This is a genomic window from bacterium (assembly GCA_026708055.1).
Taxonomy (GTDB): Bacteria; Actinomycetota; Acidimicrobiia; order Acidimicrobiales; family CATQHL01; genus VXNF01.
This window is the reverse complement of sequence record JAPOVS010000073.1, coordinates 12,164-37,475: the sequence shown is the minus strand read 5'-3', so window position 1 is coordinate 37,475 and position 25,312 is coordinate 12,164. Positions and strand designations below refer to the sequence as shown.

Genomic DNA, 25,312 nt, shown 5'->3' with positions numbered 1-25,312 from the left:
CTCCCGGTGACGTCCGCCCCGGCGATGCGGACGCGGCCTTCGGTGACGGGGCGCAGACCGGCGATCGCCTGAGCCAACTCGGACTGCCCGTTGCCGGAGACCCCGGCGAGTCCCAGGATCTCCCCGGCGCGCACGTCGAAGGACATCCCCGCCACCGCCTCGTCGCCCCGGTCGCTCAGCACGTGCAGGTCTCTCACTTGCATCAGCGTCTCGCCGAGTCGCACGTCGGGGCGGTCGGGCACCATCTGCACGGGGCGCCCGACCATCAGGCGGGCAAGTTCGGCCCGGTCGGTGGTCGCTGGCGTCGTCTCCCCGGCCACGCGGCCGTCGCGCAGCACGGTGATGCGGTCCGACACGGCCATCACCTCGTGCAGCTTGTGCGAGATGAAGACAAGGCCCCGACCGTCGGCAACCATGCGGCGCAGGACGACGATCAGCTCGTCCACCTCCTGGGGGGTCAGCACCGCGGTGGGTTCGTCCATGACCAGGATGGTCGCCTCCCGGTAGAGGGCCTTGAGGATCTCCACCCGCTGGCGCTCCCCAACGGCGAGTTGCCAGATGGGGGCGTCGGGGTCGACGCGCAGCCCGTACGTCTCGGAGAGTTCGCGGATCCGGTTCGCCACCGTCGGCAGATCGGTGAGCGGGCGCCGGCTCGACTGCAGTCCCAGCGCCACGTTCTCGGTGACGGTGAGGGGCGGCACCAGCATGAAGTGCTGGTGGATCATGCCGATACCGTGCTCGATGGCCACCGACGGGGAGTCGATCGCGACCCGCTGCCCGCGCAGGAAGACCTCGCCGGCCTCGGGGCGGTACATGCCGTAGAGGATCTTCATGAGCGTGCTCTTGCCCGCTCCGTTCTCTCCCAGCAGAGTGTGCACCTCGCCGGCCTCGAGGTTGAAGTCGACGGCGTCGTTGGCCAGGACGCCCGGGAACTGCTTGGTGATCCCGCGCATCTGCAGCAGCGGGGCAGGGCTCATGTGCGGGATCGCTCCGTCATGCCGGATCTCCTCGATTTCGTCGGCCGGGTTGCAGCCGGCCGGGAGCCGGGTCGGGGATACCCGCGACCCGCCTCCGCCGGCTCGGTTCTAGGAACCGGTGTTGATGCTGCCGTCGATGATGCCGGCGACGGTGTCCTCGCCGATCCGGCGGATCTCCGCCGACAGGCCGTAAGCGTCGTTGACCGCAATATTCAGGCCGCCGTTGGCCAGCGTGAGCGTGAACGACTCGCCGCCCAGCACACCCCGATCGATCGCATCGGCGATCTCCGAGAGGACCACCTCCCACTCATAGACCTGGGAAGCCACCACGATCTCCGGCGCCAACTCCGTCTGATCGGCCTGCGTCGCGAACCACGCCGCGCCCTCACGCTGAGCGACGCCCACGGCACCCACGACCATCTGCGCCGTGCCGGTCATCACGTCCGCGCCCTGCGAGACGTGCGCCTCGGCGGTCTCGGCCGCCTTGGCCACATCGCTGAAGGACTCCGTGTACACCACGTTCACGTCCACGCTGGAGTCCTGCGCAGCGGCGCCGGACACGAAACCGTCCACGAACAACTTCGCGTCACCCACCTCGATGGGCCCCACAACGCCGATCACGCCCGTGTCGGTCAACGCCGCCGCCATCGACCCGAGCACATAACCGCCCTGATCCGACGCCGCCGTATACGCGAACACATTCGCCAAACCGAACGTGTCATTCGACGTCCCCCACGCGAACGACACCTCCGGGAAGTCCTGCGCGATCTCCTGCAGCGACCCGCCGTACTGCGAACCGTGCGCGATCACCAGATCGAACCCGGCCTCCGCGTACTCCCGGATCGCCACCGCAGCATCCTCCACGATGAAGGTCCCGTCCGTGACCTCCACCTCCAACGGGCGCGCCTCACCCAACGCCGCGACACCATCCACGATGCTCTGCGTGAACGCCAGATCATTCGACGCCGACGGCGCCACAATCGCCACCCGCAACGGCCCAGACGGCTCCGCCGGGGCGGGTTCGCCCATCGTGTTGATGCTGCCGTCGATGATGCCGGCGACGGTGTCCTCGCCGATCCGGCGGATCTCCGCCGACAGGCCGTAAGCGTCGTTGACCGCAATATTCAGGCCGCCGTTGGCCAGCGTGAGCGTGAACGACTCGCCGCCCAGCACACCCCGATCGATCGCATCGGCGATCTCCGAGAGGACCACCTCCCACTCATAGACCTGGGAAGCCACCACGATCTCCGGCGCCAACTCCGTCTGATCGGCCTGCGTCGCGAACCACGCCGCGCCCTCACGCTGAGCGACGCCCACGGCACCCACGACCATCTGCGCCGTGCCGGTCATCACGTCCGCGCCCTGCGAGACGTGCGCCTCGGCGGTCTCGGCCGCCTTGGCCACATCGCTGAAGGACTCCGTGTACACCACGTTCACGTCCACGCTGGAGTCCTGCGCAGCGGCGCCGGACACGAAACCGTCCACGAACAACTTCGCGTCACCCACCTCGATGGGCCCCACAACGCCGATCACGCCCGTGTCGGTCAACGCCGCCGCCATCGACCCGAGCACATAACCGCCCTGATCCGACGCCGCCGTATACGCGAACACATTCGCCAAACCGAACGTGTCATTCGACGTCCCCCACGCGAACGACACCTCCGGGAAGTCCTGCGCGATCTCCTGCAGCGACCCGCCGTACTGCGAACCGTGCGCGATCACCAGATCGAACCCGGCCTCCGCGTACTCCCGGATCGCCACCGCAGCATCCTCCACGATGAAGGTCCCGTCCGTGACCTCCACCTCCAACGGGCGCGCCTCACCCAACGCCGCGACACCATCCACGATGCTCTGCGTGAACGCCAGATCATTCGACGCCGACGGCGCCACAATCGCCACCCGCAACGGCCCAGACGGCTCCGCCGGCGGCGGCGGGGGCGGCGCCTCGTCGGGCGCCGCGGGCGCCTCTGTCTCCGCGGGCGGCGGCGGCGCTTCGGTGGCCGCGTCCTCGTCGTCGCCTCCGCAGGCCGCGGCCAGCAGCACGATCGCCAGCAGCGCCGCCAGCAGTCCGAAGGACTTGGCGCGTCGTGTGGGCTTTCTCATCTTGACCCCCTTGTCGTCGATGCGGACCCGGCAAGCGACAGCCGGGTTGCCAGAGACTACGCCAACTCCCCGGCTCTTTACTCGCGCGAGGTCGCCACGCTCGTCGTGGATGACGGGCCCGCTTCGGGACGCCGAACTCCCCGGCCCCTTGCTCGCGCGAGGGCCTCGCAACGAGATGATCGGGAGGTGACCTGCTAGTGCTCGGCTCCGCGCCGGAAGGGCCGCGTGAGCGCCGAGGGTGCGCCGATGCGGTGCGTCACGACCACCAGGGCGATGATCGTGACCGCCGCCGGCGCCATCTCGGTGAGCTGCGCCGCCGCGCCGCTGAGGATGCCGAGCGTCTTCCACTGCAGCACCGCGGCGGTCACCAGACTGAACAGCAGCGACCCGGCGAGCACGCCCAGCGGTCGCCACGCCCCGAAGTACACCAGCGCCACGGCGATGAAGCCCATGCCGTTGGTCATGTTCTGGATGAAGATGCCCTTCTCCAGCGCCAGCACCGCGCCCGCCGCCCCGGCGAGGGTGTTGCCGATCAGGATCGTGCCGTAGCGCGTGCGGGCCACGCTGACGCCCAGGCTGTCCGCAGCCTGGGGCGTGTCGCCGACCGCCCGGATGTTGAGCCCGAACGTGGTGCGGTTGACGAGCAGGGTCACTGCGGGGACCAGCAGGAACGCCAGGTAGATGACGAGGCTGTGGTTGTAGAGGTCCGGGTAGGCGATCTCCAGGCGGCCCTCGGGCAGCGTGAAGTCGAACACGCCGTCGAAGCCCAGAATGGGGCGCGGGGTGCCCACGAGCTGGCGGAAGAGCAGGTCGCTGAACCCCAGACCGAACAGGTAGATGCCGATGCCGCTGATGCCCTGCTCGGCGTGGAGCGTCACGGTGATGAAGGCGTAGACCAGCCCCATCGCCATGCCGATGCCCAGGCCCACCAGCAGGCCGTACCACGGCTGACCGGTCTGCACCGCGGTGTAGTAGGCGCCGAAAGCCCCCAGCAGCATGACGCCGTCGACGCCGAGGTTGAGCACCCCGCTGCGCTGGCCGACGCTCTCGCCGACGGCGGCAATGAGATACGGCGTCGCCAGGCGGATGGCTGCGGCCACGGTGGCCACCAGCGTGGCAAGCGTGAAGAAGCCGCTCCAGCCGCTGCGAGCCTGGGCGAACACCGCCACGGTCGCCATGTCGAGGGAGGCGAGGCCGGCGATCATGGGTCCCCTGCCTGACCGCCGGACGGCGAAGGAGCAGGCGGGGCGACGGCGCCGTCGCTGCGACCGGTGTCCGAACCCTCGCCGCCCTCGAACTGCTCCACGACGCGGCGCGCCCAGCGCACCGCCCGGTCACTGCTGACGACGAACACCACCACGAGCCCGCTGAGCGCCACGACCAGCGGCGTCGCCACCTGCACGGCCCGCTGCAGGGCGTTCGCCCCCACCAGCAGGCCGCCGAAGAGGATGGCGGCGGGAATGGTCCACAGCGGGTGCAGCCCCCCGAAGAGGGCCGCCACGATGCCGTTGAACCCGGCCAGCTGCGTGAACCCCGCCGGACCGCTCTCGACGCTGAGCCGGTGGGCCACTGAGGAGAACACCAGCACCGCGCCGCCGAGCCCCGACATCATCCCGCTGAGCGTCAGCGCCTGCACGATCCTGCGCTCCACCTTCATGCCGGCGTAGCGGGAGGCGTCCTTGCTGCCGCCGACGGCCCGGATCTCGTAGCCGAGCGACGTACGCCACAGCAGGAAGAACACGGCGATGGCCACCGCCACCCCGATCACGATGCCCAGGTTCATCTGCGTGTCCCCGAGAAGGATCGGGAGATCCGCATTCTCCGACAACCGCTTCGTCTGGGCGATGTGGTTGCCGGCCTCCACGGCCGCCTTGTCGATCATCGGTCCCAGCAGCAGGTACTGCATCATGTACCCCGCCACGATGTTGAGCATGATCGTGGAGAGGATCTCGTTCACATTGGCGTATGCCTTCAGCACGCCCGGGATGAAGCCCATACAGGCACCGCCGACCGCGCCGGCGATCAGCGCCAGCGGCAGGAGCGCCCCGCGATGCAGATCCGGCAGCGCCAGCACCACGACGGTGGACAGCAGCGCCCCGGCGATGATCTGCCCCTCGCCACCGATGTTGATCACCGAGGCTCGGAAGGCGATGCAGATCCCCACCCCCACGAGCAGCAGCGGCGTCGCCTTCACGGTGGTGTCGGCGAACTCGCTGATACCCCCGAAGGCGCCGGTGAACATGGCGCGGTAGCCCTCCACGGGATCGCCGCCGAAACCCCAGACCATCGCGGCGCCCACGAGCAGGGCCGTGATCGTCGCCGCCAGCGGGACGAGTGGGCCCATGACGCGCCGCAGGACGCGCTGGACCACCCAGTCGCTGATACGAGTATCCACCGACACTGCTCCGCCTACCGCCCCTGCTCGTCCCGTTGCCGGCCTCACACTCTAGGTACGCGGCGAGCTTCCCGCCGGGCATGTACCGCCGGGAGGGGTGCCGGCGTCCGGTAGCCTCGGCGCGAGCCCTATGCCACCGGTCGATCTGCGCGCCCGCGCCCGCGCCCGCTCGCACGTCTCGGCCGCGGTCGACACCATCGGCGGCCGACCCGCGGTCGTGGTGCAACTCGGCGCCGACGAGTCCAACCGAGCGATAACGCAGGACGTCGGCGAGTTGCTCGAGGCGGCCGTCGAGACGGCGCTCGAGAAGAGGCTGCCGATCGTCGGCTTCGTCTCGGCGACCGGACCCGACATCTCCGGCGGCATCACGTCGGTGCACGGTTGGGGGATCGCGGCGCGCGCCCTGGTGTCGGTCTCCGGGGTGGTGCCGATCCTGCTGTGCGTCACCGGACCCATGCTCTCGGGTCCGGCGCTGCTGCTCGGGATAGCCGACCTCGTCGTCATGGTCGACGACGGCTTCGCCTTCGTGAGCGGGCCGGCCATGGTGGAGCAGTTCACCGGCGTCCCGGTGGCTGCGGAGGATCTCGGGGGCTCGGCGGTGCACGCGGCCCGCAGCGGCGTGGTCTCGCTGGTCGTGGCCGACAGCGACGCCGGCGCCGCCGCGGTCGGGAAACTCTTGCGGCTCCTGCCGCCGCACGTGGACGAGATCTCCGAGCGCCTCCCCACGGGCGATCCGGCGGACCGTGCCACGCCGGAACTGTGCGATGTCCTCCCGGCCTCGGCGACGGGGGGACACGACGTGCGGGCCGTACTGGAGGCGGTGGCCGACGACGGCGCCCTTATCGAGTTGCGAGCCGGCTGGGCGCCGAACCTGGTGACCGCCCTGGCCGCCGTGGACGGTCACCCCGTTGGGATGGTGGCCAACCAGCCGCAGCACCTGGCCGGCACGCTCGACATCGCCGCCTCCCAGAAGGGGGCGAGGTTCGTGTCGTTCTGCGACGCCTTCAACCTGCCCATCGTGACCTTCGTGGACACCCCCGGCTTCCAGCCCGGCAAGGACCTGGAGTGGCGGGGGATGATCCGCCACGGTGCGCAGCTGGCGTTCGCCTACGCCGCCGCCACGGTCCCCAGGATCTGCGTGACGCTGCGCAAGTCCTACGGCGGGGCCTACATCGTGATGGACTCCCGCTGCATGGGCAACGACATGGCCTTCGCCTGGCCGTCCGCGGAGATCGCCGTGATGGGGGCCAAGGGGGCCACCGAGATCCTGCACCGCGAGGCGGACCCCTCCGAGCGGGCCGCGCTGGAGGACGAGTACGCCGAGCGGCTGCTGAACCCCTACCGCGCCGCCGAGCGGGGCTCGGTGGACGCGGTCATCGATCCCGCCGACACCCGCAGGGAGGTGGCTGAGGCACTGGCCCTGCTGTCCTCCAAGCGGGAGGAGATTCCCGGCAACCGCCACGGCAACACGCCGCTGTAGCCCGCCTGCCAGCGGCTTTACCGGACCGGGGGTTTGTCGGTATCATCTCGCCGGAAAGGCGGGCGAGTCTTGACAGAGTCCATCACCATCACTGACAACCGCACCGGCGAATCGGTCGAGATCCCCATCCTCAACGGCGGTGTGGACTCCGGCGGTTGGGCCAAGCTCCTCGGCAACATCTGGTTCTCCGACGATGCGTTCAGCCACACCGCCATCGGCGAGAGTTCGATCACCCAGATCGTGGGGGCCGAGGGAATCCTGCGCTACCGGGGCTACCCGATCGAGCAGCTGGCGCGTCGATCGACATACCTCGAGGTGGCCTACCTGCTCCTCTTCGGCGAACTGCCCACGCCGGAGCAGTTCGACGACTGGCGGGACGAGATAACCCACCACACCTACATCCACGAGAACTTCCGCAAGCGCTTCATGGAATCGTTCCGCTACGACGCCCACCCGATGGGAGTTCTCGTCTCGTCGCTCGCCGCGCTCTCGACCTACTACCCCGAGGCCAAGGACATCGAGGATCCCGAGGTGCGGATGCGCCAGATCGTGCGCCTCATCGCCAAGGTTCCGACCATGGCCGCCGCCGCGCACCGCTTCTCCATCGGCATGCCGTTCGTCTATCCGGACAACGACCTGGACTTCACCTCCAACTTCCTGTCGATGATGTTCCGCGTGGCCGAGCCCCGCTACCACTGCCACCCGGCGGTCCGCCGAGCCCTGGAGATCCTCTTCATCCTGCACGCCGACCACAGCCAGAACTGCTCCACCACGACCGCCCGGGTCGTCGGCAGCGCGCACGCCGACCCCTACTCGGTGGTGGCCGCCGCCTGCGCGGCCCTCTACGGGCCCCGCCACGGCGGCGCCAACGAGGCCGTGCTGGCGATGCTGCGCGAGATCGGGAGCTACGAGAACGTGGATCCGTTCATCGCCGAGGTGAAGGCCGGCAAGCACCGGCTGATGGGCTTCGGCCACCGCGTCTACAAGAACTACGACCCGCGGGCGCGCATCATCAAGGAGGCCGCCGACGAGGTGTTCCAGCTGGCGGGCCGCAGCCCGCTGCTGGACATCGCCCTCAAGCTGGAGGAGGTGGCGCTGGCCGACGAGTACTTCATCAGCCGGCGCCTGTATCCCAACGTGGACTTCTACTCGGGGCTGATCTACGAGGCCCTGAAGTTCCCCACCAACATGTTCACGGTGCTGTTCGCCATCCCCCGCACCGCCGGTTGGCTGGCCCACTGGAGCGAGATGCTGGACAAGAGCTCCCGCATCTCCCGTCCCCGCCAGCTCTACGTGGGGCACCCCGAGCGCGACTACGTCCCGCTGGCCGAGCGCGACTGAGGCCTAGTTCGTCCGATCGACGGTGATTTACGAGCAGATCGACGACTGGGCCGATGAACTCATCGACCTCACCGGCCGCAACTGCCTCCTCTGCTTCCGGCAAACTCGGAGCCGCTCCTTGGAGTTCGCCCAGGAGCCCGACCTTGTCGAATCGCGTCTTGACGCTGGCTGGCGCTTCTATCTGCCAGAACCGCCCGCGGACGAGCCGGAGTCACTATTCGAGGTCGAGTCGCCACCCGAGCCCGAGCCACCGCAGGATGATCAGCTTCGTGTGTCCACGCAACCGGACCGATACAGGGACAACCTCCCCATACTCCACATCTAGGGCACATGGGGTTACGGTCGCGGCAACGAGCAGGTTCGCCAGGCGTTCTCGCGCTCGGTCAACAGATCGATCAACGCAGGCGGTATCGCGGAGACCGACGGCTTCCTTCATCTGCCCGGCGAGGCGATATCGGTCGTGCGGGTGCCCCGCTGCCCGTCCTCGCCGAGGCGCGACGTTCACCACGTACCGCCCGGCGAGTTGAGGTTGGCGATCCTCGAACTCCTACGCGACGCGAGCGGTGCCTTCCAATGCGACGACCTGCGCAGAGAATGGGCGCGCCTGTTCGGCTGGGCACGCGTCGGAACCAACACCAGGGACGCCTTCGACGAGGCGATCGGTCGGCTGATCGCCATCCGGCGCATCGAGCGCCGCGGCGATACAGTTCATCTCGTCGGGTTATGGTGACGTGGACGTGACGATTACCGCCAACACGCTGGACCGGTATGTTCCGGCGCTGCGCCGAGCCGGCGACAACCTCCGGTTGCGGATCGTGCTCCATGATTTCGGTCTCGTGTGGCAGCACGCCGACACCGAGGAGCGTCGCGTGCTCGTCGCCACCGAGCCTGAGCGTTTCGATACGCGATGGGACGCCTTCCTGGCCGCTTACACCGAGCACGTCTGCTATCACGCCGGAATCCCCGCGCCGGACTGGGCGTTCGACCCGTGCCGCTACCTGCGGGACTTCTGGCATCCGGGCGAGCAGTTCCCCTCCGACCGGTTCTGGGCGGTGCTTACGGCTCCCGCTGCCTTCGAGGTGCACGGGATCTGGCTGCCCGAGCGGGAACTGCAGGTCGTGTGATGGAACCGCTCGGTGGTCGCGAGATTCGCGGCGCTCTACTGGAACTCGCAGAGAAGCTCTCAAGGCGAGGTGTTCACGGGCGCCTCTACATCGCCGGGGGCGCCGCCATGGCGATGGCACACGACACCGACAAGCACACGCGCGACATCGATGCCGCCATCCTGGAGGGCCACAGCGCCATCATCAACGCTGTACGAGAGATTGCACGTGAGCGACACTGGCCGAGCACATGGCTCAACGAGCAGGCCACGGCCTACATGCCGACCGTCCCCGATGCGCGCGGCCGGGTCGTTCTCGATCATCCTGCTTTGAAAGTTGTCGTTGCGTCACGCGAGCACATGCTGGCCATGAAGGTCAGAGCCGCTCGAATCGCGGACGTGGACGACACACGGCGCCTCCTACGCAACCTGGACCTGCGCCGCGTCGAACAGGTGGAGGCGCTCGTGGAGAGCGTATTTCCGGGCGAACCACTCGGTCACCGGCAACGTGAGTGGCTGGGCCAACTCTGCGCTGCTACGTGGGCGAGCGCCGACGAAGGTCCTGACCCGGATGCCGACCGCCTCGACGGCTGAGACGCGAGCGGCGAGACCTGCCGAGACTCCTAGCCCAGCACGGTGATGATGTCGATGCGCTGGTCGAGGTCGAAGAGGGCGGCCGCCAGGGCCTGCACGTCGCCGATCTCCAGATTGGCGACCTCCTCGAACAGCCGCTTCGTCGTGGGCAGTTCGGTGTCGGGGGCGTAGGCCCGCCGGAGCACGGCGTTGAGGTAGTCCGAGTTGCCCTCGTGGGTGTACTCGGCGTTCAGGACCGCCAGCGCCTCCGCCCACTCGTCGGAGGTCGGCCCGTTGGCTACCAGGTCGGCCAGGATCTCGACGATGGTGACCTGGATCTGCTCGATGTACTGCGGGTCACCGGAGGCAACGATCAGCCCGCTGACGCCGGGCTCGGGCGTGAGGACGGGCGACACCCGCGTCCCGGCGCTGTAGGTGGCGCCGATGTCCTCGCGGACCTGGGCCACCAGCCGGGCGTCGAGGATCGTCGCCAAGGCGGCCGCCGCCACGTCCAGCGCCACGTTCACCTCATCGCTCGGTGCCTCGAAGTAGATGTCCACGCCGGTGCTCTGGGTGTCCGGCGGCAGCACCACCTCGCGCCGCACCACCCCGGCCGGCTCGGCCGAGCGGCGGTTGACGAACGTGTCGGCCTCACCGGCGGGAAGCGTGCCGATGTACTGGCGCGCCATGACCGCCACGGTGTCGCGGTCGATGTCCCCCACCACGGCCACGAGCAGGTCGTCCACGTCGCCGAGGCGCCGCAGGTAGCGGTCCAGCAGCGACTCGGGCGTGAGGGCGGCGAGCGCCTCCGCCGAGGCGATCGGGTCGAACCACTCGAAGGCGTCGGGATGGCGGGCCTTGATGGAGGCGATCCAGGTCATCCAGTCGGGATCGGACTCCGCCAGCGAGATGAGGATGTCGCCGACCTGGAGCGCCTCGGCGAAGGCCTGGTCGTCGACCTGCGGAGCGGTCACCAGCAGGTGCAGCATCTGGAACATCGCCTCGATCCCGTCGGCCGCGGCCGAGCCGCTGAAGCCCTCCTCCGTCTCGTCGATGAACGGCGACACACCGGCGTTCCGTTCCTCGAGCAGGCGCTGCACCTGCGACGGGCCCAGGCCGCCGACGCCGCTGTTGCGGACCGCCCGGACGGCCAGCCTGCCGGTCAGGACCCGCTCCCCGGGCTCCATGGCCGACCAGCCGCCCCGGGAGACGGCCCGCACGTCCACCTGCGCCTCGGAGATGTCCGATGGCACGAACACCACGGTGGCGCCGTTGGCGAAGGCCCATTCGTAGGCGTCCTCGATGGCTTCCACCGGGCCCTCGGAGACCGCCTCGACGGGCTCCGGGGCCTGCATCAGTGTGCTGACCTGCGCGGTCCGCTCGGGCACGGGACCCGGAGCGGCACTCTCGACGGCGGCACGAATCTCCTCGACGGTGGGCACCTCGGAGGGGTCGGACCCCGCGGCGATCACGATCGGGGCCGCCGCGCTCATGATCGACCGGAAGTGCTCGCTGACATCCTCGGGCCGGATCTCGTCGAGCAGCGCGTCGACCCGCTCCACCCGGTCGGCCACGGTCCCGATGTCATCACCCGCAAGGAAGTGCGACACGTAAAGGTCGGCCCACTCGTGGTCCTGCACCGTCCCGACGCTGTCGAGCTCGAACTGCAGGTCGGTCCGCACCACGTCCGCGGCCTGCTGGAGGTCCTCGTCGCTGAAGCCGGCGGCCTCCAGGCTCAGCACCATCGACCAGTAGTCGCCGAGGGCGGTCGCCAGATCGTCGGCGCGCAGGTTCGTGCCGTAGAAGCGGATGCCGTCGGTGTAGTTGAACGGTTCCCACTTGGCCGGGTCGAGTTGCGAGAGGAAGCCCTGCTCGTAGGCGTCCTTCAGGCGGGCGTCCAGCACGCGGGAGATGAGCGTCTCCATGAGCCACGTACGCTCCCCGTCCACCGTGGCGCCGTCCCAGGCGGGGATCTTCAGGTCCAGCGACATGTAGGAGTAGGCCCAGCTCGGCGAGGTGGCGATGAGATAGACCGGTTCGGGGCTGATCGGCGAGTGCTTGTCGGGCGCCGGTGGCGCCTCGCCGGCCGGGATGGGGCCGAAGTACTCCTCGACGAGCTCTTCGAGCTCCTCGACGGGCAGGTCGCCGACGGCGACGAGGGCCATGTTCGACGGCACGTACCACGCCTCGTAGAAGTCCCGCAGCATCCCGGGGGTCATGGACTCGATGACCTCGGCGGTGCCGATCGGGTGGTGGCCCTCGTAGGGGGTGTCCTCCACGTAGGCCTGATCGAAGATGCGGTTGATGATGCCCGAGCCGGTCTCGTAGCGCAGCCGCAGCTCGTCCCGCACGACGCCGCGCTCCTCGATGACGTCGGTCTCGGCGATCGTGGCCGCATGGGCCCACTGCGCCAGGACGTTGAAGGCGGTCTCGACAGCGCCGGCCTGGGTGGTGACGACGTCGAGTTCGTAGACCGTCTCGTCATAGGAGGTGTAGGCGTTGATGTCGGGGCCGAACTCCACCCCGAGATCGCGCAGCGCGTCCACGATCTCGTTGCGGGGGTAGTCCTCGGTGCCGTTGAACATCATGTGCTCGAGGAAGTGGGCGATGCCGAGGTCCGGAGCGGGCTCGTTCACGGACCCGGCGTTCACCGCCAGGCGCAGCGACAGGTTGCTGCCCGGCTCCTCGTTGTTCCGGAGGTAATAGGTGAGGCCGTTGTCGAGCGTGCCGATGTGCACGTCCGGATCCACCGGCAGCAGCGCGGCCTCAGCAGCCGGGGCCTCCTCGACGGGTTCCTCGACCGGCTCCTCCGCGACGGGTGCCTCGACGGGTTCCTCCGCGACGGGTTCCTCCGCGACCGGCTCCTCGACGGGCGCCTCGGCGACGGGCTCCTCCTCGACGGGTTGCGGTTCCGGCGGCTCGGGAGAAGGCGGGGGCGCGGGGGCCTGCTCGGGCGGAGGCTCGGGAGCGGACTCGGGCGGAGGCTCGGGGGCGGACTCGGGCGGAGGCTCCGGCGGCGGTTCGACGGCTGCCGCCGGTGCGGGCGGCGCGTCCGGGGCGTCGGGGGAATCACCACCCGCGCACGCCGCTGCAATCAGCACCGCGCCGAGGATCACGAGAATGAGTCGCCGCATGGGGAACCTTCCAAAGCTGTGTCTGCTACCGGTCCGAGGGCCCGATCGAACCCTCGAGCGGTAGCCGTCGAAGCCTACCGAGGCACCATCGAAACCCTGGAGGAGTCTCGATGAACGAGTTGATGAAACCGATGGAGGAACCAATCGGTTCGAGAGCCTGCACGACGGCCGCCGGCGACTCCGGCGACACCAAGGATCAGGAAGCCGCGAGCTGGACTACTTGTCGGCCCGGCCGCGGGCTAGCCGGTGTGCCGGAGCCGCCCCGGTGAGAGCTGCCCGATCACCGCGCTGAGCGCCGCCGGCGGCACCGTCCCGCAGACGATGGAGGCGACCGCCTCGCCCATCGCCGGCGAGGTCTGGATGCCGGTGCCTCCCTGACCGGCGCACCACACGAATCCCTCGGTCCCCTCGTCGAACCCCGCCACGGGGTGTCGGTCGGCGGCGAAGGTGCGCAGACCGGCCCACACCGAGCGGACGGCGCGCACGCCCAGCGTCGTGGCACCATTCACGGCGTCGATGCCCCGCGCCACGTCCAACTCCTCCGCACGGGCGTCACAGGGCGCATCCGGCGTCTCATCGGCCGGCGAACCCAGGATCTGAGACGGCCCCTCGGGTTTGAAGTAGAACCTGCCGCCGATGTCGGTCACCAACGGCCAGCGCCACACCTCCTCGGCGGCATACGCGGCGGGAGCGGCGAAGGTGAAGATGGTGCGGCGCAGCGGCGCCAGCCCGAGGGGCGGCACCCCGGCGCGGCCGGCCACATCGTCCGCCCATGCCCCGGCGGCATTGACGACGACCGGCGCCGCGAACGCCCCGGCGGCAGCTCGCAACTCCCAGCGGCCGCTCGCGCGGTCCAGCCCCTCGACCGGGCTGGAACGCACGACGGTGGTGCCGTGGCGTCGGGCACCGCGCAGGAACGCCTGGTGCAGGCCGGCCACGTCGATGTCGTAGCTCCCCTCCTCGAATAGGCCCCCCGCCACCCACTGGGGGCTCAGGACGGGACAGTGCGTCCGGGCCTCGTCCGGCCCGACGATCGCCAGATGCGGCGTGAGCGGCGACATCTCCTGCCGGAGCTGCTCCAAGTCGCCGAGGTGCTCCGCCGGGGCGACCCAGAGGACCGCACGCGGTTGCAGCAGTTCCACCGCGGCCAGGCCGTCGGCATTGCTCAGCAGGAAGTCACGGGAGGCAACGGTGAGCGCCTGGTTCACCGGTCCGCCGTAGGTCTCGATGTACTGGGCGGCCGACCGTCCCGTGCTGTGCGCCGTCAGCGAGTCCTCCCGCTCGAGCACGACGACCTCGACGCCCCGGCGCGCGAGCGAGTACGCGGCCGACATGCCTGCGATGCCGCCTCCGATGACGACCGCGTCACATGACCGCACTCGGCCCACCTCGACTCTCGGCATTCCACGTCGCACGATCGAGCCTAGGTGTTGCCGGCGCTGCCAGCCCCCGCGGAATGCCAACGCAGGATCCCCCGGCGGTGCGATCCGAACATTGCCCGGCGCATCCCGCTCTCGGCCGCATAACGGCCAGCGACTCGTTCTGGGACCAGCTTTTCTGATATTTCCTGATTTATTGCTACTCTTCAAGCTATGACACTTCGCTCCGAGTTGCACGAGCGGGAATTGGTGGCCGTCAAGGAGGGCGGGGCCGCCGAGGCGTTGCGGCACGAGGCCGCGCTCCTGGCGGATCTCGACCATCCGGGGGTCATCGGCTTCGTGGCGCTGGTCGACGACGAGCGCGGGCTGCGCCTGCTGACGCGCTACGCCGGCCGGGAGACGCTGGCGACGTGGCAGCCGCCGCGGCTCGAGGAACTCCGCCGGGTATTCGAGGAGGTCGCCGAGACGGTCTGTTACCTGCACGAGCGAGGGATCCTCCATCGGGACATCCGGCCGGCCCACGTCGTGATCGATGCGCTGCGCCGGCCGCTGCTCTGCGGCTTCTCGGCCGCCCGCCGCGACGCCAGCGATGACCCCGCGGCGCAACTCGCCGACGTGAAGGCCATCGGCGAGACGGTGCAGGCGACGCTGCAGCGTCTGGAGGCGCAGCAGCGACCGGGCCGGCGACGCCACGCGCAGCTCTTGCGCCGGCGCCTGGAGGCGGTGGCGCAGGCCGCCGTCGACGGGCGGGTTCCCAGCAGCAGGGCGCTGGCGAGCCGGCTGCGCGCCGCCGCCGGCGAGTCCCGCAGTTCCCGGCCCGGCGCTGACCGCCGGCGGGACGAGCCGCCGGGACGGGCCGCCGCGATCCGCCCGCGGCTGCCGGCGCGGGGCGACGGCCGGACCGCCGGCTCCCTCCGGCGGCGCCCCCGGCGGGCGACCTGGCTCGCCGCTGCCACCGTGTGCGCTGGTTGCGTCCTCGGGGTGGTCATGGTCCTGCGCCTCGGCGACGGCACCTCCGCCGCTCCGACGGTGGTCGCCTCGGCGTCGCTGAGCGCACCGTCCCGACCAGCGGAGCCGGCGGCTCCGGAGGTCGCGGCGCAGGAGGCTCCCCCCTCGACTCCCCCGACCACACGGCCCGATCCGCCGCAGCGGCCCGAACGCCCAGAGGGCCCACCGGGTCCGCCCGGGAGCGCAACGGCCCGCTGCCCGGGCCCGGGGAGCGGCTGGCGGGACGTCGACGGCGACGGCTGCGCGGAGCGGATCCGCATCACCGCGGGCTTCGTGTCCGTCGACGGGGTTCGCTACCCCGTCGGCGCTCCGGGCGACCAGGTGGCGGTCGGCGACTGGGACTGCGACGGCATCGCCACGGTGGCGATCGTTCAACCCGGCGGGCGCGTCTACCTTTTCGAGGGCTGGCCGCAACAGGCGCCGCTTGTCGGCACCCTAGTGGCCGAGCTCCCGCCGCCGGTGGAACTGGCCGACGTGGCGCGCGGCGCCTGCAACGAGCTGACCGTGCGCTACAGCGAGGGGAGCTGGCACCTGCCCCTGCCGACAGCGGTGGGCTGACAGACGGCGCCGCGGCGGGGTGCGGGAGGGGCCGGCCCCGGGGGCTCAGGAGCCGAAGGTGGAGCGGAGCTTGCTGCGCAACCCGCCGGCGTCGATGTCCTCGCCCCGCAGGCGCGCCAGCTCGCGCACCAACTCGGCCTGCTCGCCGTCGAGGTCTTCGGGTGTCTGCACCACGAACTCCACCAGCAGGTTGCCCCGTCCCCTGCCCCGACCCCGAGGCACCCCCTTGTAGCGGCACACCATCGTCTGGCCGGATTGCGTGCCCGGCACGACGCGCAACTCCATCGGGCCGTCGAGCGTGTCGAGGGTGACCTTGCCGCCCAGGGCGGCCTGCGTCATGGGGATCTCCACGATCGCCAGCAGGTCGTCACCTCGGCGCTGCAGGGTGGCGTGCGGGCGCGTCCGCACCTGCACGTAGAGATCACCGTGGGGTCCGCCGCGCAGCCCCACGCCTCCCCGCCCGGGTAGCCGCAGCACGGTACCCGTGTCCACCCCGGGGGGCACGTCGAGGGAGTACGTCCGCTCACCCCGGATGCGCCCCTGTCCCCGGCAGGCGCGGCACGGGCGCTCGACGTACCGGCCGAGTCCCGAGCAGCGGCGGCACGGTCCCGCCGTGACCATCTGGCCCAGCAGCGAGGAGCGCACCTGACGAACCTGACCGCTGCCGGCGCAGTCGCCGCAGGTCGTCGCCTCGGTGCCCGCCGCGGCACCGGTGGCCTCGCAGTCCTCGCAGGGCACGGCCAGGGTCACGGTCAGCTCCTGCACGCCGCCGAAGACGGCGTCGGCGAGATCCAGCTCCAGGGTGGTCTCGACGTCGGCACCGGTTGCCGCGGCGCTGCGGCCGGGAGCGCCGAAGCCGCCGAAGCCGGCGTCGCCGAAGAACGCGGCGAAGATGTCGAACGGGTTGGAGGGGGCCTCGGCGGTGCCGAACCGGTCGTAGTTGGCGCGCCGCTCCGGGTCGCTCAGCACCTCGTAGGCGGCGGCGAGCTCCTTGAAACGCTCCTCGGCGCCGGGATCGTCGGGGTTGCGATCGGGGTGGGATTCCCGCGCCAGGCGCCGATAGGCCTGCTTGATCTCCTCCGCGGTCGCCTGCGGGGACACGCCCAACACGTCGTAGTAGTCGCGCTCGGCCATGTGATCGAAGGAAGGTCGGCCCTAGCCGCCGCTCAGCATCCGGCCGAGCTGCCGGCTGATCACCGCCACCGTCGCCATCGCCTGGGGATAGTTGAGGTGGGTCGGGCCCAGCACCGCGATGGAGCCCGCCCGGCGTCCCTCCACGAGGTAGGGCGAGACCACCACCGAGCATTCACTGAGGGGCACCAGCCCCGTCTCGCCGCCGATGGCGACCTTCATTCCCCGGTCCATGATGTCCCGCAGCAGCGAGACCACCGCGTAGTGCCGCTCGAGGAGCGTCAGGATCCGCTGGGCGGTCTCGACGGCGCCGAAGGAGCGCACGACCGTGGCGTGCCCGCCGACGAAGAGGTGCTCGGCGAGCCCGCCCTCGACGGCGCGCAGGGCATCCGCCGCCGCCGACACCAGACGGGCGACGCCGGTGGGCAGCCCCTCGACCGGGACCTCGGTGTCGACCGGCCTGCCGACCAGCGTCCGGGCGAGCACCTCGGCGGCGTGATCCACGTCGGCGGCAAGCGGGGCGGCGTCCAGTTCGAGGGCCCGCTGCTCCACGGCGCCCGTGGACAGCACGGCCACGAGGAGCACCACGTGGCCGGAGAGTTCCACCAACTGCACCGACCGGACCACGGCGGAGTCGGCGCGAGGACCGACCACGACGGCGGCACAGCGCGTCACGTCCGCGAGCAACGAGGAGAGCGACGCCAGGACCGAGCCCAGCTCGCCGTGGGCGTGCTCGAAGAACTCGCTGATCTGGCGCCCCTCCACCGGCCCGAGGCTGTAGGGCGCCATGAGGGCGTCGACGAAGTAGCGGTAGCCGGCCTCGGTGGGAACCCGGCCCGAGGAGGTGTGCGGCTGCTGCAGGTACCCGGCCTGCTCCAGCACCAGCATCTCCTTGCGGATCGTCGCTGGGGAGACACCGAAGTCCTGCGATTCGTAGACGGTGCCCGAGCCGACCGGGGAGGCGCCGGCGATATAGCACTCCACCACGGCGCGCAGGACCTCCTCCTTGCGCGGCGACAGGGCATCGGAACGAGAACCCATGGTCATCCGATACTACCGCCCCCCTCGGCGGGCCTAGCCGGAGGGCATCCGCAGCGCCGAGACGAACGCCTCGGGCGGCACTTCCACCCTGCCGATCGCCTTCATCCGCTTTTTCCCGGCCTTCTGGCGTTCCAGCAGCTTCCGCTTGCGGGTGACGTCACCGCCGTAGAGGCCCGCGGTGACGTCCTTGCGGTAGGCCTTGACCGTCTCCCGGGCGATGATCCGGCTGCCGATGGCGGCCTGGATCGGCACGTCGAACTGCTGGCGCGGGATCAACTCGCGCAGCTTGGCGGTCATCTTCCGCCCGTAGGAGTACGCCTCGTTGCGGTGCACGATCGAGCTGAAGGCGTCCACCGGCTCGTGCTGCAGCAGGATGTCCACCCTCACCAGGTCGGAGTCCTCGTAACCGTCGGCGTCGTAGTCCAGGCTGGCGTAGCCCTGGGTGCGGCTCTTGAGCAGGTCGTAGAAGTCGGTCACAACCTCCGCCAGCGGCAGCCGGTAGCGCAACTCCACCCGCTCCGGCGACAGGTAGTCCATGCCCCGGAGGTTGCCCCGGCGCTTCTGGCAGAGCTCCATGAGCGTCCCCGTGCAACGTGCCGGGGCGATGATGGTGAGCAGCAGGAAGGGCTCGGCGATGGCGGCCACCTCCCCCGCCGGCGGCAACCGGCTGGGGCTGTCCACGGCCACCTCGGTGCCCGCCGTCGTGCGCACCCGGTACTCCACCGACGGCGTCGTGGCGATGATGTCCAGATCGAACTCCCGCTCGAGCCGCTCGGTGATGATCTCCATGTGCAGCAGCCCCAGGAACCCGCAGCGGTAGCCGAAGCCCAGAGCGGTGGAGGTCTCGGGGGTGTAGCTGAAGCTGGAGTCGTTGAGCCGGAGCCTGTCGAGCGCGTCGCGGAGGTCGAGGTACTCGTCGCCGTCGATGGGATAGAGGCCGCAGAACACCATCGCCTTGGGCTCGCGGTACCCCACGAGCGGGTCCGGCGCGGGGCGGTCGGCCTCGGTGACCGTCTCGCCGGCGCGCGCCTCGGCGGTGTTCTTCACGCCGGCGATGAGGTATCCCACCTCACCGGGACCGAGTTCGCCCACCGCCGTCGGCGTCGGGGCGCGCACCCCGATCTCCTGGGTCTCGTGGGTCGCCGCGGCCTGCATGAAGCGCACCTGCGAGCCGGACCTGAGCGTGCCCTGCACGACCCGGATCGAGCTCACCACCCCCCGGTACTGATCGAAGTGGGAGTCGAAGACGAGGGCCTGCAGTGCCGCTGCGGGGTCGCCGGCGGGTGGCGGGACCTGCGCGGTGATCGTGTCGAGCAATTCCCGCACGCCCTCGCCCGTCTTCGCCGAGATGCGCAGCACCTCGGCGGCCGGGATCCCGAGGACCTGCTCGATCTCGCCGGCCACCCGGTCGGGGTCGGCGGCCGGCAGGTCCAGCTTGTTGAGCGCCGCCACGATCGTGAGGTCGCCTTCCAGCGCCATCGCGGCGTTGGCCAGGGTCTGCGCCTCGATGCCCTGGGCGGCGTCCACGAGCAGGATGACGCCTTCGCAGGCCGCCAGCGACCGCGACACCTCGTAGCCGAAGTCCACGTGCCCGGGTGTGTCGATCAGGTTGATCCACCACGGGCCGTAGGACAGCCGCACGCTCTGCAGCTTGATGGTGATGCCGCGCTCACGCTCCAGGTCCATCGAGTCCAGGTACTGGGCGCGCATGGCGCGCGGTTCCACCGCCTCGCAGATCTCCAGGAAGCGGTCGGCCAGCGTGGACTTCCCGTGATCGATGTGGGCGATGATCGCCACGTTGCGTATGCGGGACTGATCCATGACCTCGAAAGCGGCGGCCCCGGCGCCCGGACCGGGCACTCGGCGGGCTCGCCGGCATCGGCCGGAGCGGGCGGGGAAGCGGGCGGGCGCCCGGGATTCCTGCACGCGATGCTACCGGCCATCGGGTGACCGGCCGCGTCCGGACCCGTCGCAGGTCGCCGCCCCAGGGCACGATCGGTCGACACGCCGGGCGGGCGGGGTTCGCCCTCCACCGCGCCGGGGATGGGACGCGTGCCGCCCTCGGTAGCATGCACGGGTCGATTCGGGCACCCCGAGCCGGACGCCGATGCGGAACCGCCGGCTCATCCCGACAGCGATCGCGAGGGACAACGTGGCCAACATCAAGAGCCAGATCAAGCGGAACCGCCAGAACGTGAAGCGACGGCTGCGCAACCGGTCGGTGCGGTCGGAGATCAACACGCGCAGCGCCGGCGCCGAGGCGGCGGCACGAGCCGGCGAGGAGGACGCGGCCGAGAAGCTCCGTATGGCCGTCAAGCGCATCGACTCGGCGGCCGCCAAGGGCGTCCTGCACTCCAATACCGCCTCCCGCAAGAAGTCCCGGCTGACCCGCCGCATCGCCCGCATCAACGCCGGCGAGGAGGGCTGAGGCGGCGTCGCCTCAGCGGCGGTGCAGCCGGCTGAGGCGGGCGACGAGCAGCTCCAGGGTCACCTCGGGTTCCAGCGCCGTCCGACCGCGCAGGTCCAGGTCGGCGGCGGCCAGCAGCGCCACCGCACTGCGGATCCCCTCCGGACCGAGCCGGCGGGACGCCGCCAGCGCCCCCCGGGCAGGGAACGTGGAGCCCCCCTTTTGCAGCAGGCCCGCCTCACGCAGCACCTCGGCCGCAGCCGCCTCGTCGCGGGCTCCGGACCCGTCGAGGTGCAGGATGCGGTCGAAGTGGTTCCGCAGGATCGCCACGATCTGCATCGGGTGCATCGCCTCGGGGCCGCAGAGGCGCTGCAGGCAGCCCAGCGAGCCGGCGATGTCGCCGCGGCCGATGGCGTCGGTGAGTTCCCACGGCGGCACCGTCCCCCGCGTTCCCAGGAACGGGGCCACCTCGGCGGCACCCAGGCGGGCCCCGGAACCGTGGGCCCCCTCCAGGGTGTCCAGCACCGCCCAGACGCGGGTCCGGTTCTCACCGAGGTGAGTGGCGAGCAGGTCGGCCGCGGCGCGATCCAACCGCACGGGAGAGGCAGCCAGCTGCTCGCCCAGCCAGGCCTTCCCTGCCCGGCCCCGCCCCACCTCGGCGCGATGGCAGACGCCCCCGGCCGCCTCGACCGCGGCCGCGAGCGCGGCCGGCAGGGGCCGGTTCTGGGTCTGGGCGGCACCCTTCTCCCAGACGAGCAGCAGGCGCGTCGTCTCGAGCGGCGCGGCCAGGTAGTCCACCAGCGGGTCGACCTCGGCGGCGGGGAACACGCCCAGGTGCCGGGCCACGACGACCCGGTAGTCGCTCAGCATCGGCGGCGTCTGGGCGGCGTCGATGACCGGCGACATGGCGAGCGTGCCGTCGGCGGAGGTATAGGCCTCCTCCCCCAGTTCGGTCACGACGAGAGCGCTGTCGGCATCCCCCACGAGCCGGGTGAGGGAATCGCGCACCAGCCGCGAGAGCGCCGCAGGGTCGCCGCCGGACACCAACTCGATCCCGGCCGGCGAGCTCATGGCGCCGCTCCCGTCCCAGCCGGCACACCGGTCCCGCCGGCGCTTCGCCCGCTGCGCCGGCGCAGCTCGGTGGCGACCTCCACGACGCGCCGGGTGCCGCGCACGTCGTGGGCCCGGATCACCCCGCAGCCGGCGAAGCTGCCCAGCGCGTGGGCGGCGATGCTGCCGGCGCGGCGCTCGCCCAGCTCGGTCCCGCACAGCCGGCCCAGGAACCCCTTGTTGGAGGCCGACAGCAGGATCGGATAGCCCAGCGCCGCCAGGTGGTCGCTGCGGCGCAGCAGTGCGGCCGACATGGCGGGGGTCTTGCCGAGGTCCAGCCCGGCATCCAACAGCACCCGGGTCGGACCCAGCCCGGCGAAGTCGGCCCAGGAGGCCCGCTCGGCCAGGTAGCTCCGCACCTCGCCCAGCAGATCCTCGTAGACGGGGTCCGGGTCGGCGTAGCGGGGCGCCAGCCGCACGTGGCAGGCCACCACGGCGGCGCCGGCCTCGGCGGCGACCGGCAGGAAATCGGGATCGGCGAAGCCGCTGATGTCGTTGCCCAGCACGGCCCCGGCGGCGTAGGCCGCCTCGGCCACCGAGGCGCGCCAGGTGTCCACCGACAGCGCCACGTCGAAGCGGGCGGCGAGGGCCTCGATGGCGGGCACGACGCGCTCGAGCTCCTCGCTCGCGGTCACCTCGCTGCCGGGTCCGGCCTTGACGCCGCCCACGTCGAGGATGTCGGCGCCGTCGCGCCGGAGCCGCTCGGCCCGGCTCAAGAAGTCGTCGAAGCCCCAGTACTCGCCGGCGTCGAAGAACGAGTCGGGTGTGCGGTTGAGGATTCCCATCACCAGCGGGCGCTCGGCGAGGTCGTAGCGGCGCTCGCCCAACTCCAGCAGCACGACCGCGACGCTACCCGCCGCCTGCGGCGACGTTCACCCGGACCTCGAGCCGCTCACCGCCCCCCTCGACGGTCACCACGATGTCACCGACGGCGGCGACCGAACCGGCCACCGGAACCGTGGCCCCGGCGATCCGGCTCCCGGCGGGCGCCCAGACGGCCGCGGGCCCGTAGCGCTGCCGCAGCACGGCGACGTCCCCGGGCACCGACCTGCCGCCGCCGGAGGCCACGATCAGGTCGATCCGTTCGGCGCCCGCCATCCGGATGTCCCCCAGCAGCCGCTCGGTGCTCTCGCCGCCGCCCAGCAGCAGCACGGCGCTGCGGGGAGTCCGCCACAGCGTGGACTCCCAACCGACGGCCAGCACCTGCGCCCTCGGCGCCGGCCGGGCCCGGTCCGCCAGCAGCGGCGCCACGAGGACGGCCCCGGCCGCCAGCCAGGCGATCAGGACCGCGCCGCGCCGGCGCCGGGCGGCCACGACGATCGCCAGAGCGGCGCCGAGCAGCAGCACGTGCCCCATGCGCATCTGGCCGAGCCGCATACCGGTGAACGTGGCAGCCACGCCCTCGATCCAGACCAGCAGCCCCCGGGTGGGCAGGTGCAGCCACGTGGCCAACGGCTCTCCGAGCAGGCCCGCCGCGAAACCCCCGGTCAGCCCCCACATCATCACGGCCGCCGCGGCCGGCGCCGCCAGCAGGTTGGCCGGCAGCGCCGCCACCGGGATGCCGCCGAAGACCGGGATCACCAGGGGCGCCACCGCCAGCTGCGCGGCCACCGTGACCGCCAGGGCCTTGGCCGGCGGCCGCGGCCCGGCGATCCGCTCGGCGAGGCGCGGCGCCCAGAAGAGGATCCCCGCCGAGGCCGCCACGGACAGGCGGAACGCCAGCGAGTGAATCAGCAGTGGCTGGGCGAGCAAGAGCCCCGCCACGGCCAGCGCCAGGATGCGCCGTCCCGAGACCTGCCGTCCCGCCAGCCACACGCTCACCGCTATGGCGGCCATGGCCGTCGCCCGCAGCACCGACGGTTCGAAGCGGGTGACGGTGGCGAACAGGCCCAGCACCGCCAGGATCGCCAGCCACCGCCCCCACAGGCCGAGCCGCATCGCCAGCGGCGCCACCAGCAGCAGCACGAAGGCCACGTTCTGCCCGGAGACCGCCAGCAGGTGGGTGAGCCCCGCCCCGCGGAAGTCATCGGCCGTCCGGGGCGAGCGGTCCCGGTCGTCGCCGATCAGCAGGCCGCTGAACAGCGCGCGGTCCTCGGTCCCGAGTGACGCCGCGCCCCGCATCAGAACCTCCCGCAGGGCGTTGGCGACCCGGTAGTGCGGGGCGCCGGGATGGGTGGCGCCGACCTCGCCGACCGTGAGGCGCCCCACCATCCCGGCGTTTCGCATCCGCGGGGAGTCGCCCGCAGCCGGCGCCACCCGGCCGGTCACCTCCACGACCTCGCCGGCCGCCAGCCCCGACAGCCGGGCACCCGCCCCGCCCCAGGCCCACACCTCCAAGCGCCCCCGCGAGGTGTCGGCAACGGCGCGGGTCGCCCCGTTGCGGGCCGCCGGGTCCGCCACCAGCACGATGCGGCCCTCGAAGGGGCCCGGCTGCACGGCGGCGCTCACGCCGGCGGCGGCCGCCGCGGCCGAGAACGACGCCAGCAGCCCCGCGGCGGCGCAGAGCAGCAACGGCCGCCGCAGCGCCAGGGCGCCCAGCACGCAGCCCAGCGCCACCAGCCGGGGGCCCGGAGCCGGCACCACCGCACCGGCCACGACGCAGCCGGCCAGGAGGTAGGTCCAGCGATCGGACATGGCCCGAGCCGGGCCGGCCGGGCCGGCCGGCTGCGACGCCGGATCGTCCGCCGGGGGCCGGCGGGCGGATCGTTCGGCCGGACGGCGAGGAGGCTCCCGGCCATCGCCGGCAGCGCCGCCACTCACGGTGTGACCGTCACCAGGTCCTCGATGCGGCCGAGCTTCACCGGGCCGATCCCGGTGACCTCCTGCAGCGACTCGACGGAGCGGAACGGGCCCTCGCGCTGGCGATGGGCGACGATCGCTGCGGCGGTGACCGGGCCGATGCCCGGAAGCGACTCGAGTTCGGCGGCGCCGGCCTCGTTCAGGTCCACCGGCACCGGCGAGGCCCCGGCGCCGGCGCCCGCGCCGAACTGCCCGGGGGGTGCTTCCACGATGGCCACCTCCGCCGGGGGTTCCTCGCCCGAACGGGGAAAGTGAACGCGCGCACCGTCGGCCAGGGGCGCCGCCAGGTTGATCCCGCCGAGCTCGGCGCCGGCGACCGGACCGCCCGCCGCCTCCAGGAGGTCCACGACTCGCGCCGTGGGCGCCAGCCGGTAGACGCCGGGCCGCGCCACCGCACCGGCGGCGTGCACCACGATCTCGGCGTCCTGCGACCCCGGGCCGCCCGAGGCGCTCGTCACCGGCGCCACGGGACTCGCACGGGGGAGCACGACCGCCGCGGCACGCTCCTCGGATCGCAGGGCGAGGCAGCCCCCCACCGCCACGAGCACGACCGCCGCCGCGCCGGCGACAGCGCGCCAGGAGACGGACTCCACCCGGCGCTTCCAGCTGTCAGCCATCTCCGGGCCCACAGGCTGAATATCTACCGCCTCTAGAAGTTATTTCAATATTTCTACTGATTTTTCATATCATTGCCGGCCAGAGGCCGCCGGCCCGCTGCGCCAACCCTGCAGGCTCCGGCAATGGATGCGGGCGCCCGCCGACTCGCCGCGCGGC

At 71.4% G+C, this 25,312-nt stretch carries 21 protein-coding genes; 8 read left to right on the top strand and 13 right to left on the bottom strand.

The window, feature by feature from the left end:
* From OXG55_15540 to OXG55_15525, 4 genes are all read right to left on the bottom strand, one after another.
* On the bottom strand, positions 1 to 977 hold a 977-nt coding region (locus tag OXG55_15540), incomplete at its 3' end, for an ATP-binding cassette domain-containing protein (GenBank protein MCY4104648.1).
* A 108-nt stretch (positions 978 to 1,085) separates the two neighbouring features.
* Positions 1,086 to 3,080 (bottom strand): BMP family protein, encoded by a 1,995-nt coding sequence (locus tag OXG55_15535; protein MCY4104647.1) that lies wholly within the window; start codon positions 3,078 to 3,080, stop codon positions 1,086 to 1,088.
* A 194-nt stretch (positions 3,081 to 3,274) separates the two neighbouring features.
* On the bottom strand, positions 3,275 to 4,285 hold the full coding sequence (locus OXG55_15530; GenBank protein MCY4104646.1) for an ABC transporter permease: 1,011 nt from the start codon (positions 4,283 to 4,285) through the stop codon (positions 3,275 to 3,277).
* Positions 4,282 to 5,475 (bottom strand): ABC transporter permease, encoded by a 1,194-nt coding sequence (locus OXG55_15525; protein MCY4104645.1) that lies wholly within the window; start codon positions 5,473 to 5,475, stop codon positions 4,282 to 4,284. The genes OXG55_15530 and OXG55_15525 overlap by 4 nt, the downstream gene beginning before the upstream one ends.
* A gap of 130 nt (positions 5,476 to 5,605) precedes the next feature.
* Here OXG55_15525 and OXG55_15520 point away from each other — a divergent pair, with 130 nt between their 5' ends.
* From OXG55_15520 to OXG55_15495, 6 genes are all read left to right on the top strand, one after another.
* A complete protein-coding gene (locus OXG55_15520; protein ID MCY4104644.1) occupies positions 5,606 to 6,955 on the top strand; it encodes a methylmalonyl-CoA carboxyltransferase in 1,350 nt (449 codons plus the stop codon).
* A gap of 69 nt (positions 6,956 to 7,024) precedes the next feature.
* The gene (locus tag OXG55_15515) at positions 7,025 to 8,296 is read left to right on the top strand and encodes a citrate synthase (GenBank protein MCY4104643.1); all 1,272 of its coding nucleotides are present in this window, start codon (positions 7,025 to 7,027) and stop codon (positions 8,294 to 8,296) included.
* Positions 8,297 to 8,318: 22 nt separating this feature from the next.
* Complete coding sequence (locus OXG55_15510) at positions 8,319 to 8,621, top strand: DUF4011 domain-containing protein (GenBank protein MCY4104642.1); 303 nt, start codon at positions 8,319 to 8,321, stop codon at positions 8,619 to 8,621.
* Positions 8,622 to 8,756: 135 nt separating this feature from the next.
* On the top strand, positions 8,757 to 9,026 hold the full coding sequence (locus OXG55_15505) for a hypothetical protein (protein MCY4104641.1): 270 nt from the start codon (positions 8,757 to 8,759) through the stop codon (positions 9,024 to 9,026).
* A gap of 1 nt (position 9,027) precedes the next feature.
* Positions 9,028 to 9,420, top strand: coding sequence for a hypothetical protein (locus tag OXG55_15500; GenBank protein ID MCY4104640.1), 393 nt, complete (start codon positions 9,028 to 9,030; stop codon positions 9,418 to 9,420).
* Positions 9,420 to 9,992, top strand: coding sequence for a nucleotidyltransferase (locus tag OXG55_15495; GenBank protein MCY4104639.1), 573 nt, complete (start codon positions 9,420 to 9,422; stop codon positions 9,990 to 9,992). Before OXG55_15500 ends, OXG55_15495 begins: the two co-directional genes overlap by 1 nt.
* A 29-nt stretch (positions 9,993 to 10,021) precedes the next feature.
* Here OXG55_15495 and OXG55_15490 read toward each other — a convergent pair whose 3' ends face one another.
* Both OXG55_15490 and OXG55_15485 read right to left on the bottom strand, forming a co-directional pair.
* Entirely contained in the window at positions 10,022 to 13,105 is a 3,084-nt protein-coding gene (locus tag OXG55_15490; GenBank protein MCY4104638.1) for an insulinase family protein, read from the bottom strand.
* A gap of 239 nt (positions 13,106 to 13,344) precedes the next feature.
* Entirely contained in the window at positions 13,345 to 14,484 is a 1,140-nt protein-coding gene (locus OXG55_15485; protein ID MCY4104637.1) for an FAD-binding oxidoreductase, read from the bottom strand.
* Positions 14,485 to 14,697: 213 nt separating this feature from the next.
* On the opposite strand from OXG55_15485, the gene OXG55_15480 reads away from it, so the two are divergent.
* Positions 14,698 to 16,050: a protein kinase gene (locus OXG55_15480; GenBank protein MCY4104636.1), complete on the top strand. Its 1,353-nt coding sequence runs from the start codon at positions 14,698 to 14,700 to the stop codon at positions 16,048 to 16,050.
* Positions 16,051 to 16,095: 45 nt separating this feature from the next.
* Here the strand turns inward: OXG55_15480 and OXG55_15475 are convergent, their stop codons facing one another.
* From OXG55_15475 to lepA, 3 genes are read right to left on the bottom strand one after another with little or no spacing between them, the layout of a single operon-like run.
* A complete protein-coding gene (locus OXG55_15475) occupies positions 16,096 to 17,184 on the bottom strand; it encodes a J domain-containing protein (GenBank protein ID MCY4104635.1) in 1,089 nt (362 codons plus the stop codon).
* 21 nt (positions 17,185 to 17,205) lie between these two features.
* Entirely contained in the window at positions 17,206 to 18,222 is a 1,017-nt protein-coding gene (gene hrcA / locus OXG55_15470) for a heat-inducible transcriptional repressor HrcA (GenBank protein ID MCY4104634.1), read from the bottom strand.
* Positions 18,223 to 18,255: 33 nt separating this feature from the next.
* Positions 18,256 to 20,043, bottom strand: coding sequence for a translation elongation factor 4 (lepA, locus tag OXG55_15465; GenBank protein MCY4104633.1), 1,788 nt, complete (start codon positions 20,041 to 20,043; stop codon positions 18,256 to 18,258).
* A gap of 331 nt (positions 20,044 to 20,374) precedes the next feature.
* Here lepA and rpsT point away from each other — a divergent pair, with 331 nt between their 5' ends.
* On the top strand, positions 20,375 to 20,650 hold the full coding sequence (gene rpsT / locus OXG55_15460) for a 30S ribosomal protein S20 (GenBank protein ID MCY4104632.1): 276 nt from the start codon (positions 20,375 to 20,377) through the stop codon (positions 20,648 to 20,650).
* Positions 20,651 to 20,662: 12 nt separating this feature from the next.
* Here rpsT and OXG55_15455 read toward each other — a convergent pair whose 3' ends face one another.
* The 4 genes from OXG55_15455 to OXG55_15440 all read right to left on the bottom strand — a co-directional run bounded on the left by OXG55_15455 (position 20,663) and on the right by OXG55_15440 (position 25,155).
* Positions 20,663 to 21,700 (bottom strand): hypothetical protein, encoded by a 1,038-nt coding sequence (locus tag OXG55_15455; GenBank protein ID MCY4104631.1) that lies wholly within the window; start codon positions 21,698 to 21,700, stop codon positions 20,663 to 20,665.
* Complete coding sequence (gene folP, locus OXG55_15450) at positions 21,697 to 22,578, bottom strand: dihydropteroate synthase (protein ID MCY4104630.1); 882 nt, start codon at positions 22,576 to 22,578, stop codon at positions 21,697 to 21,699. The genes OXG55_15455 and folP overlap by 4 nt, the downstream gene beginning before the upstream one ends.
* A 10-nt stretch (positions 22,579 to 22,588) precedes the next feature.
* Positions 22,589 to 24,373, bottom strand: coding sequence for a ComEC/Rec2 family competence protein (locus tag OXG55_15445; GenBank protein ID MCY4104629.1), 1,785 nt, complete (start codon positions 24,371 to 24,373; stop codon positions 22,589 to 22,591).
* A 122-nt stretch (positions 24,374 to 24,495) separates the two neighbouring features.
* Positions 24,496 to 25,155: a ComEA family DNA-binding protein gene (locus tag OXG55_15440; protein ID MCY4104628.1), complete on the bottom strand. Its 660-nt coding sequence runs from the start codon at positions 25,153 to 25,155 to the stop codon at positions 24,496 to 24,498.
* Between the last annotated feature and the right edge of the window lie 157 nt (positions 25,156 to 25,312).